Raw genomic sequence first — 7,518 nt, 5'->3', positions numbered from 1 at the left:
GATCGGTTAGGCGATGTTCCAGGCTATAGCAGGCGTAGACGATCTCTCCGGTCTCCTGCGCCGCGACGATGGCCGCATCCACACATTTCACCGCTTCTTCGATGGGCCTGGTCCAAAGCAGCGCCATCTGCATCAAGAAGTTGGCGCCCACCTTCTGTGCGGCGAATCCATGCTTCTCGGCCACCGCGACGGCTAGCCGCGCAAATGCCTCTCCGTCCTGATAGCGACCGAAGAAGGGGCCCAGAAAGATAGCCAGCAGCGCATAGCCGATGACTGCCGATTCCGTCGTGCCGTATTGCTGTGTCACATTGACCATTCGGCACGCAATCGATTGGCACAGGTTGCTATCGGTGAAGTAAGCGGAGCGCCATAGCGTCGACAACACGTTCATCACGGCGTGCATCTCCGCGTCCTCCATGTCCGGCAGGTCGACGAGGCTCGCTATCGGCCGTTCCCCCAGTCTTGCCCAAACGGCCTCGTACTCGTTCCGCACTTGGTCGGTTGTCGGGCACTCCTGTAACTCGATACCGAACATCCGCAGGCATTCGAGCGCCGTTCGCACAGCAAGCGCGTTCTCGCCCTGCACGAGCTGGAGCACCATTCGAAGCCGATAGATCTCGGCGCGATCTGTCTTCGATCGCGCCCGCATCGAGAGCTTGTCGACCCATTGAGCCGCTTCGGCAAAATTCGAATCGAGAAACTCGCAGTCCGCTCGCTCGAACCAGACACTGAACGTCAACTCATAGCAATCGTCCCAGCCTTGCACCCCAAGCATCGTGATCGCGGCTGCCAGGTAGCTACAGGCCGAGCTGTACGCTGTGGACGCCTTGGCCTTTCTCGCGGCCCGCAGGTTCAGCGTCGCGGCGCGCTGCTGCTCGCCGCGCTCGACCATGAGCGACGCGCCAAGGTTCAATTGATTCGCGATGTCGAAAATGCGCGCCGCGACTTCGTGCTCGTCCATGCTGGCGAGCAGCATGCGGCCCACGCTCAGATGATGCTCGGCACGACGTTCCGGCTCGATCAAGGCGTACGCTGCCTCTTGGACACGATCGTGCAAAAACTTGAAGCTGCGCTCCGTGGACATAATGGCACCGGCCCGCACTGCGTCGCCGAAGTCGGCGTGTACTTCGGCTTCCGAACAACCGCGCATTTTTGCGAGTGTGTCGAAATCGGCCTGGCTGCCGAGGCACGCGAGTCGCTTCAGGCCCGCCTGAGCACTGGGCGGCAGCCTTTGCAAGCGCCGGACCATCAGATCGACGACGTTTTCCGTGAAGCCTTTTGCGTCGATCACCGCGAGATCCCATCGCCATGAACTGGAAACAGGCTCGAACTCGAGCAGACCTTCTTCAGCAAGGTTCGTCAGAAATTGCCCCGCAAAAAAGGGATTTCCCCCTGTCTTTCGGTGCACGAGTGCAGCTAGCGGTTCGGCCTGTTCCCGCGTACATCTGAGTGCATCGCACAGCAGATGGTTGAAGTCGTCTACCGATAGCGGTTCCAGCACGATTTCATGGACAGTCGTACCCGCTTGCCGAATCGACTTGAGCGTGCTCACCAGGGGATGCTCCGGCCCGACCTCGTTGTCGCGATAGGCGCCGATCACCAGAAGGTGATGCGTATCCGCGTCGGTGATCAAGTACTCGATGACAGTTAGCGTCGCCGGGTCCAGCCACTGCAGATCGTCGACAAAGATCACGAGCGGATGCTCGGCTTTTGCAAATACGCCGACGAAGTTCTGAAACACCGATTGAAAACGCAATTGAGTTTCCAGCGGCGAGAGCACCGGGAGCATGGGCTGCGGCCCAATCAAGTTGACCAGTTCTGGAATGAGGTCGGTCAGCAAGCAGCCATGTTTGCCGACTGCCTGCTGGATGGCATCGCGCCACTCGTCGATATCCGACGGCGGGCTATTCAGGATCTGCCGGATCAATCCTTGGAATGCTTGGGCGAGCGTGGAATAGGGGATGTCTCGCAGACGCAGATCGAACTTTCCCGAGATGAAGATGCCGCGCGGAAGCACGATCACCTTGTGCAGTTCGTTGACGACCGACGACTTGCCGATGCCCGAGTAGCCGGACACGAGAATGAGTTGCGGCTTGCCTTGCGCGACGACGCGCTCGAATGCATCGAGCAGCGTGCGGATCTGCGCGTCGCGTCCATACAGTTTCTCGGGAATCAACAAATGGTGCGTCGTATCGTGCGTGCCGAGCGGGAACACGTCGATGCGACGCGAGGCTTCCCACTGCTTCAGGCAACGATGCAGATCCCACTGTAGGCCCCCCGCGCTTTGGTAGCGCTCCTCGGCCGTCTTCGACAGCAGCTTCATGACGATCGCCGATACGGCGGCGGGAACGTCCTTGGTCCGGAGACAGGGCGCCACCGGCTGCCGTGCGATGTGGCAATGCACCCACTCCGTGGGATCGCGCGCATGAAAGGGCAGGCTACCGGTCAGCATTTCGTAGAACGTCACGCCGAGCGAGTAGAGGTCGCTGCGCGAATCGATTGACCGGTTCATCCGCCCGGTCTGCTCCGGCGGCATGTAAGGCAGCGTGCCGGCGATGAATTCGGGCGGTTCGGGGGATTGTCGTTCGCGCGGCAATCGAGAAGCGATGCCGAAGCCTGTCAGCCTGGCCTCTCCCGTCGCCGGGTTGACGAATATATTGGTCGGCTTGATGTCTTTATGCAGGAGGCCGCGCTGATGGGCCTTGTCAAGCGTGCTCGCGATGCCGATGGCGAGGCGTAGAAACTGTCCAGTTTCGAGCGGAGCGCCGAGCAGACGATCGAGCGGCGTGCCGTCGAAGTCCTCGAGCACGAGCAGCGCACGCTGTCCGTCGCGAATGAACTCCAGCGGGCGCACGGCCCATTCGCTGTCGAGATCCGCCTTCAGGCCGTATTCGTGCTCGAGCCGATCGAGGCACGCCGGCGCGGGATGCTCGGCGATCGGCAGCAACGCGACTACGGCGCTCCGAGTCCCGTCTTCGTTCGTGCGCCACGCCCGATAAAAAACGCGATCACCATCCCTGGAGAGGACATGGCTGCTGTCCTCGAGCGCATGGAGCCAAGAAGAAAAGTTCAAGCGCTTCGCCCCCCGCTAACCGGTGGCCGAGCCCGGCCTCGACGCGGGCCTGACTTTCAACAGTCTGCCACATACGGGCGTTCGGAATAGATGGGAAAAGCCCGCAGGGGATGCAATAGCGCGCAAACCTATGACGATAGCGTGCGATTCGTCTGGCGTTTGCGGGCTCAGCTCAGCAGCTGCCCTGCGGGGTGTGTTCATCGAGCGGCATGGACCCAGTGTTCGACCCCCAAATCGGGCGCTCGCGCGAATTCCCAAACGTTAGATCGTGCCCTGTGATCGAGCATGTGCGGCGATCATCTGATCATAAAGTCCTATTGGCTTGCCGATCTTTGCAGCTCGACCCTGAGTTGGCCGCTATGCGTCGCTGCCTCGTAGTGGGACGCCAAGGCATTTAGCCGGGCTGCAAAACCTTCCACGACAATCAAGCACAAGTTGCCGGGCGCGATCGCATCGGCGGCCTCGCGCTCGGATTCATCGCTGGCTTTGCACCCGGAATAGGCCACCCGCAGCGCTCGTTTACTCCACGTGTCGCGCGGCACAGAAAGTGTTCATGTCATCGCACGGGCAGGGACGTTCGCATACTCCACGAATCGCGCCCCGCGATCCCGCGATTCGCGGGCGCCGCGATAGTTCTATGCAAAGGACGCAGTCATGTATGCCACTTACAGCATTTCTATTCTCGCCGGTGCGATTGTGCTCGGCGCGACATCACCCCTATGCTGGGCGGAGCAAACCATCAACGTGACATTGCACGCGAACTCGATCGAGCTCGAGACACATGACGTGAAGGCCGGCCGCCTGACGCTCTATGTCAAGAATGCAGCGAACAACAACATGGAACACGAGCTCGTCTTGCTCAAGACGAATCTTTCAGACGGTGCACTGCCCGTCGGCAAAGGACAAGTGCTCGAGCGAAAACTGAAAAAAATCGGAGAGGTCGAAGACATCGCGCCGGACAAGAGCAAGCGCGCCTCGTTCAATCTTGCGCCCGGCCACTATGTGCTGATTTGCAACAAGCCAGGACACTACGCAGCGGGAATGCATACGGCGCTTGTCGTGACGCCGTGAAACGCCCGGCAAACGCTGCCGCTTAAGCGGCCTCGCCGCTGCGACGCGCGCCTGGCTCGCCTTGTCCCTGCGACAGGTACCGCAGCAGTTTCGTCACCATGGCGACCACTATCCCGGCAAGAATCACGTAAAACACCGCAAGCGGCACCAGATGCTGCACAGACACGAAGCCTGCGAGGCCCATCATGGCCGACGACACGAGCAGCAGCGCGCAGCCGAGAATGGCGCTCGTCAAGCCCGCGATATGCGGGAACAGCGAATTGCCCTTGGCCATCAGCGTGGGATACATCGCGCCGGCACATAGGCCCATCAGCAGTACCGGTGCGGCAAGCGTCCAGACGCGCAAGCCGATCGTCGATGCCAGCACCAGCATCGCGATGGAAGCGGCAACCATGACCCACGCGCCGACGCGTAACCGGGCTTCTGCCGTCGGCAGCCGCGGCCCGTGGATGCGATTCGACAGCCCGCCGAGGAAGTACATCATCCCGATACCCAGCGCGAGATAGCCGAAGTAGGTCGGCGGTTTGTGCAGCGTGCTCTGCACCATGAACGGCCCGACGATGTTGAACACGAGCAGAATGCTGTAGCAGACCCCTTGTGCGAGAAAGCAGCTTTGAAACACGGGGCTCGATAGCACCATCGCGGCATTCTTCATCAACGTGCGCGGCTCGAGGCGAACCGGCGAGGGTAGCGTCTCGCGATAGCGCCACAGAATGCCCCACATCAGCAGCGAATAGACGAGCAGGAAAATCAGGCAGGCATGCCAGCCGAGCCACGTTTGCAGATGCGCCCCGATGACGGGTGCGACGATCGGCGCCAGCCCCCATGCGATCGACATGTAGGTGAACGCATGCATCAACGCCTGGCCAGAAAACGAATCGGTAATGATGGCCTTCGCCAGCAAGTTCGTCACTGCGATCCCGAAGCCCTGCAAGCATCGGGCGAGAATGAACGTCTCGAGATGCGATGTGGTGAGCGAGAGCGCGCAGCCGGTGGTGTAGACGATCAGACCGAAGGCCAGCACGCGCTTGCGCCCGTAGGCGTCGGCGACCGGGCCGAAGATGAGCTGGCCGAGCGCATAGGCCACCATGTAGCCGGACACGCTCGACTGAATGGCCTGCGGCGACGCGCCAAAGAAACGCGCCATCGCAGGCAGGGCCGGGACGTAGATGTCGATGGCCAGTTGCCCCGCCGAAGCGTACAGGCAAACGAGCAAGAGCAGAAATCGCGGCGAATTCGGTATTCGCGCACGCGTCGTAGGGCGGTCTGAAAGAGTGGCAGTCATTGAGATCGAGAGGCGGGCCGGTGTGGGTACCGCTCGAATTCAGCAGGCGGCACGCAACGAATCCCTGCCATTGTAGTGAGTCACGCGATGGCTTGCTTGCGGCGCATGCATGCGCGAAGTCACACTGGCTGCGAGGACTCGGCACGCTATATTGCCGGCCCTATCTCTGGGTAGGCGTTGCCGCCTCGACGAGCATGGCCGCAGGTTCACAGGCGTATAGCACTCCCGATTATCGAAAAAATCATGGGCGACAAAATCGGTAAAACGTTTGCGCACTCGCCTTCAGTGCATTTTGACGATTGTTTCGGAATGTCTTAACGATTGTTTGCATGATTTCCCGCAGAAATTAAGACAATTCGTATCCGGCGCGATAAGGCGCCGTCGTCAGTGCGCAGCGATTCCATGCTTCGCGGCACACATCGCATACCGCGAATACGACATACAGGCATTCACGGGGAAATCACACGATGACATTGAAGATCCTGTCCGTTTTCGGCACGCGTCCCGAGGCGATTAAGATGGCGCCCGTCGTCAAAGCGCTCGAAGACACGCCCGGCCTGGAGTCGATCGTTTGCGTAAGCGGTCAGCACCGCTCAATGCTCGAGCAAGTGCTGGAATTATTCGATATTCGCCCGCGCTACGACCTGGCACTGATGACAGCGAATCAAACTTTGAATGGCCTCGCGTCGCGGCTCATTTTCTCGTTCGACGATGTTCTCGCGCAAGAGCGCCCCGATTACGTGCTCGTTCACGGCGATACGACGACAGCCTGCGCGGCCGCGATGGCTGCATTTCATCGCCGTGTTCGCATCGGCCACGTTGAAGCCGGTTTGCGCACGGGGGACTTGTCGAGCCCGTGGCCGGAAGAGATGAATCGCCGTGTCATCGACGCGATCAGCGACATCATGTTCGCGCCCACCGAAAGCGCGAAATCCAACTTGATGGCCGAGGCGCTGCAAGGCCGAATCGTCGTGACAGGCAACACGGTCATCGATGCGCTCTATGCGACGACCGCACGTATCGATGCCGACGCCGCGTTGCGCGCCAAGCTCGACGCGCAACTGCCCTCGCTCGACGATGCGAAACCCATCGTGCTCGTCACCGGACATCGCCGCGAAAGCTTCGGCGAAGGCTTCGCCGCCATTTGTACCGCGCTCGATCAGCTCGCGCGCAGCAGCAACGTGCAAATCGTCTATCCCGTTCATTTGAACCCGAACGTTCGGGCGCCCGTGCGGGCCCGGATCGGTCATACGCCCGGCGTGCATTTGATTGAACCCCTCGATTATCTCGGCTTCGTGCGGCTCATGCAGCGTGCGACGATCGTGCTGACCGACTCGGGCGGCGTGCAGGAGGAAGCGCCCGCGCTCGGTAAGCCCGTGCTCGTCATGCGCGATGTCACCGAACGTCCGGAAGCGATCGAGGCGGGCGCCGTCAGGCTCGTCGGCACCCGCGCCGAATCGATCATCGCAGGCGTGCGGGCGCTGCTCGCGGAGCGCGAAACCGGGGCAGCCCCACGCGAGCCGATCAGCCCCTATGGCGACGGTCTCGCGGCTCGGCGCATCGTCGCGACGCTCGCGGGTCAACCGCTCAGCGAGTTTCCAGCCAAGCAACCGCCGCACGAGATTGTCTTGCCGACTCATGCGGTTCATGCACATCCGATGGCGCTACACGTGCCGGCCTAGGGCCTGTTCAGGCCCCAGCAGGTCCGAACCCGTACTTCGACGCACCCACTCATCCCTCTTTCGAGCCTCGTGTCATGCCGCGTACCCGCCGACTCTTCGCCTTCCGTCCCCTCGCCTGCATCGCGTTCGGCCTGCTTGCCGGCGGTGCGCTGCTGCCGGCTAGCAGCAGCGCAAGCGCGCCGGGTGACGCGCTGCGCCAGTTCGGCGCGGCCACCAGCCTCACACGCAGCATCGCGCTCGCCGACCTCGGCATCACCGAACCGGTCGTGTTGACGGGCAATGCGAGCCAAGATTTCTATCTGCCAGTGCCGAAGAACATGCCGCTCGCGGATGCGGCAATCTCACTGGATGGCCGCTATCTGAAGGGGCAACCCGGCTCGGCGTCGGTCGTGCTTTCCGTCGATAAC

At 61.3% G+C, this 7,518-nt stretch carries 4 protein-coding genes and 1 pseudogene; 3 read left to right on the top strand and 2 right to left on the bottom strand.

Annotated elements, in window-relative coordinates; all coding sequences use genetic code 11:
* A partial coding sequence (locus tag ACTHL0_RS18615; protein ID WP_440568309.1) for an ATP-binding protein occupies positions 1-3,073 on the bottom strand: 3,073 nt, incomplete at its 3' end.
* Between the two features lie 654 nt (positions 3,074-3,727).
* On the opposite strand from ACTHL0_RS18615, the gene ACTHL0_RS18610 reads away from it, so the two are divergent.
* The gene (locus tag ACTHL0_RS18610; RefSeq protein ID WP_440568308.1) at positions 3,728-4,144 is read left to right on the top strand and encodes a plastocyanin/azurin family copper-binding protein; all 417 of its coding nucleotides are present in this window, start codon (positions 3,728-3,730) and stop codon (positions 4,142-4,144) included.
* A gap of 22 nt (positions 4,145-4,166) precedes the next feature.
* On the opposite strand, the gene ACTHL0_RS18605 is transcribed toward ACTHL0_RS18610, so the two are convergent.
* The gene (locus ACTHL0_RS18605; protein ID WP_440568307.1) at positions 4,167-5,429 is read right to left on the bottom strand and encodes a multidrug effflux MFS transporter; all 1,263 of its coding nucleotides are present in this window, start codon (positions 5,427-5,429) and stop codon (positions 4,167-4,169) included.
* Positions 5,430-5,896: 467 nt separating this feature from the next.
* Here ACTHL0_RS18605 and wecB point away from each other — a divergent pair, with 467 nt between their 5' ends.
* Both wecB and ACTHL0_RS18595 read left to right on the top strand, forming a co-directional pair.
* Positions 5,897-7,111 (top strand): non-hydrolyzing UDP-N-acetylglucosamine 2-epimerase, encoded by a 1,215-nt coding sequence (gene wecB / locus ACTHL0_RS18600; RefSeq protein WP_440568306.1) that lies wholly within the window; start codon positions 5,897-5,899, stop codon positions 7,109-7,111.
* Positions 7,112-7,185: 74 nt separating this feature from the next.
* Positions 7,186-7,518, top strand: a pseudogene (locus tag ACTHL0_RS18595) (hypothetical protein); the annotation flags it as partial.

The organism is Trinickia sp. (assembly GCF_051961175.1).
Taxonomy (GTDB): domain Bacteria; phylum Pseudomonadota; class Gammaproteobacteria; order Burkholderiales; family Burkholderiaceae; genus Trinickia.
Note: the sequence above shows the minus strand (reverse complement) of the source record. Positions and strands in the feature narration are given on the sequence as shown.